1 protein-coding gene is annotated in these 3,449 nt (G+C 74.7%); it reads left to right on the top strand.

Features of this window, described 5'->3' with window-relative positions; genetic code table 11:
• On the top strand, window positions 1-2,957 hold a 2,957-nt coding region (locus tag GWI24_RS45970), incomplete at its 5' end, for a condensation domain-containing protein (protein ID WP_374103409.1).
• Between the last annotated feature and the right edge of the window lie 492 nt (window positions 2,958-3,449).

Below are 3,449 nucleotides of genomic sequence, written 5' to 3' on the forward strand. Positions count from 1 at the left end.
CGGCCGCTTCGGCGAACCCGCCTGGCCCGGTTAGCCCTCCCGCTTCGGCGAACCCGGCTGCTCCGGCAAGCGGCGCCACCTCCGCCCCCGCCGGTGCGGACCTCACTCCATACCCCCTCACACCCACCCAGCGTGGCTTTCTGGTCGCTGAGGCCGTCGCACCCGGCTCCGGGTCCGCGTGGCTCGCTCGGTTGCGATTGCGCGGTCCGCTGCGAGCTGATCTCTTTCAGCGTGCGGTCGATGCCCTCGTCGTCCGCCACCCCATGCTGCGCACCGTCTTCCCCGCGGGCGCCCGCCCGCCGGTTCAGCAGGAGCTGCCGCCCGCGCTGCGGCTCCCGGTTGACTTCGAGACGCTGGCATCGCCGGACCTGGTCGAGGAGCGGGTCGCCGACGAACGCCGTCGTCGGTTCGAGCCGTGGGCGTGGCCACTGCTTCGCCTGCGCGTGCTGACCACCGGCCCCGGCCCCGACGAGCACACGCTCGTCGTCCACGCTCACCACCTCATCGGTGACGGCTACAGCGCGGCCCTGTTCGGCCGGGAACTGATCACCGCCTACGACCGGCTCAGTCGCGGCGAGCCGATCGGGTTGCCACGGCTGCGCAGCACCTTCCGCGATTACGTCAACTTGCTCCAGCAGCCGGATACGGGCCCCGGCCCGGACCCGGCGGCCATCGCCTGGCGCGCCCGCCACGCCACCCCGTACCAGCGACCCGACCTGCGCCGCTCGGGCGCACGGAGTGGCGAGCCGGCGGGCGCCGGGGCCACCGGGGTGGGCCCGGCGGAATTCAGGTCGGCGGAGTTCAGGTCGGCGGGGTTCACGCTCGACGCCGAGCTCACGGCCGGGCTGCGCCACCTCGCCACCACCGTCCGCGCCACGCCGTACGCCCCCGTCCTGACCGCCTACTACCGGGCCCTGGCGGACCTCACCGGCCAGCGGGACCTCGTCCTCGGCCTGGCGGTTACCGGACGCGACCACCAACTACCCGACATCAGCCGACTGTTCGGCCCCCTGGCGGCCGCCGTACCGCTGCGCCCCATCGTGGCGGAGGCGGGTGCCGGAGCCACGTCCGGCCGGTCGTTCCGCTCCTTCCGGGAGGACCTGCTCCGGATCGCCGAGGAGGCCGTGGCCGCACGGATGTACGGCGCTGGTGACGACAGCTACGACAGCGGCGGCGACACTGGTGGCGGTACCGGCGGCAAGCCCCCCGGCCTGCTCCGGATCAGTGAGAAGGCTGGTGCGGCACGGTCGTACGGCACCAGTGGCGACAGCGGCCGTGGCGCGAGCGGCGGAACCGGCGGTACGCCCTCCGGCCTGCTCCGGCTCGCTGAGGAGGCCGGCGCCGCCCGGTCGTGCGGGGCCGGTGGCGACACCGGCCCCGAGGCTGGCGGCGCGGACGGCGGCATCAGTCGTGCCACCGGCGGCGAGCCCTCCGACACCTCGCCCATCCTGACCGCCCCACCCACCCAGCTCGGTCTGCCGATGGCCATCCAGTTCCTCTTCAGCTACCTGGACTTCTCCGCCCTCGGCTCACCCAACGGCGCGACCCTCACCCTCGACTGGGACCATCACGACACAGAACTCGCCCCGCCGCCGGTGGGAACCGATGTGTTCCTGGCGGTTCGGCCGGTCGGGGACGGGCTGCGCGTCACCCTGCGGGCCTCGGCCGCCGCCCTCGATGCGCCCGCCTTCGCCACGTTCACGCGCCTTCTACGGGACGAACTCACCCAGGCGGCCACGTCACGTCCGGGCCTTGCCCTGGCCCCTGCCCCGCGCACATCCCGCACGGACGCCGCGCTCATCGGCTATCTCCCCGCCCCCGGGCATCTCGCGGCGCTCGCCGGGATCCCGGAAGCGAACCTGCCCCGCGAACACATGCGGGACCTGCTCTTCCCGGACGGCGGTCCTCGCCTCCTGGAGGAGATCGGGACACCGTTGGGCCGTTCCGCGTTCGTCGCGCTGCCGCTGTTCGCGGATGAACTGGCCGCGGGAAGCGCGCTCACCGGCCACACCGCCCGCGCCGTCAGCCATGCCGCCTCCCTCGGCGCCCGCTGTGTCTCCCTGGCGGGCATGATCCCCGCGTTGACGGGCTACGGATTCGAGGTGGTGCGCGCCACCGACGGGACGACGGCGATCACCACCGGCCACGCCGCCACAGCGGTGTCCGTGGTCAAGACCGTCCACGCCGCGCTCGCCAGGACCGAACGCGAACTGAGCGACCTGACCGTCGCCATGGTCGGACTCGGCTCGATCGGCACCTCTTCCCTCAACCTGCTCCTCACCCGCGCCCCGCGCCCGCCCGCCCACCTGCTGCTGTGCGATGTCGCGGGCAGCGCGCCCCGCCTGCGGGCGCTCGCCGCGGAGCTGCGCGGGAACGGGCTGGCCGGATCGGTGGCGACGGCCGAGTCCGCTCCGGGCCTTCCCGGCGCGGTGTACGAGGCCGACCTGATCGTCACCGCCGTCAGTGGTGGCAGTGGTGGCAGTGGTGGCACGGCCGTCCTCGACATAGACCGGCTACGCCCCGGCACCGTCGTGGTCGACGACTCCTTCCCGCACTGCTTCGACACCGCACGCGCCCTCGCCCGGATGCGCGGGCAGCGCGACGTACTGACCGTCGGGGGCGGCCTGCTCGCGGTCGGCGACACCGAGCGGCACATCGCCGACGACCTGCCACCGGCCGCCGCCTCCGGCTACGCGGAACGGTCCTGGCTGCCGGGCACGGTCGCCTCCTGTCGCCTTGAATCCCTGCTGCACACCGCCGTGTCCGGCCTGCCACTGGTCCACGGGCTGGTCGACGCCTCCCATGCGCATGCCTACTGGGACGCGGTCGAGGCGGCCGGGGTGAGCGCCGCCCCACCGCATCTGCTCGGCCACATCGTCGATACACCGCCGTCATGGCCCGGGACCGCTTCCCGCGGGCCCCACTCCCACCGGGACGTCCCCCGCACGCACGACTGACGTCCGGACGGACCGCCCCGCCCGCGCCGCCTGGCGGGGGTCCGCCCACCGCCAGGCGGCGAGGAGGCGGGCCGCGCCCACCGGCCGCTCGTCCGCACGCCCGCCACCGGTGGGGCCGGGCAGGCTTACGGCCGCCGGGGCGGGTCGGCCCACCGGCGGTTTGGTTGCGCGCGTGCTACCGGTGGGGCCGGGCAGGTTTATGGCTGCCGGGGCGGGCCGTGCCCACCGGCCGTTTGGTTGTGCGCGTGCTACCGGTGGGGAGGGGCAGGTTTATGGCCGCCGGTGTGGGGCCGCGCCCACCGGCCGTTTAGTTGCGCGCGTGCTACCGGCGGGGCCGGGCAGGCTTATGGCCGCCGGTGTGGGGCCGCGCCCACCGGCCGTTTAGTTGCGCGCGTGCTACCGGCGGGGCCGGGCAGGCTTATGGCCGCCGGTGTGGGGCCGCGCCCACCGGCCGCTCGGCCGCACGCCCGCTACCGGCGGGGCCAGGCAGTT

Source organism: Streptomyces sp. MK37H, from assembly GCF_018035285.1.
Lineage (GTDB): Bacteria > Actinomycetota > Actinomycetes > Streptomycetales > Streptomycetaceae > Streptomyces > Streptomyces endocoffeicus.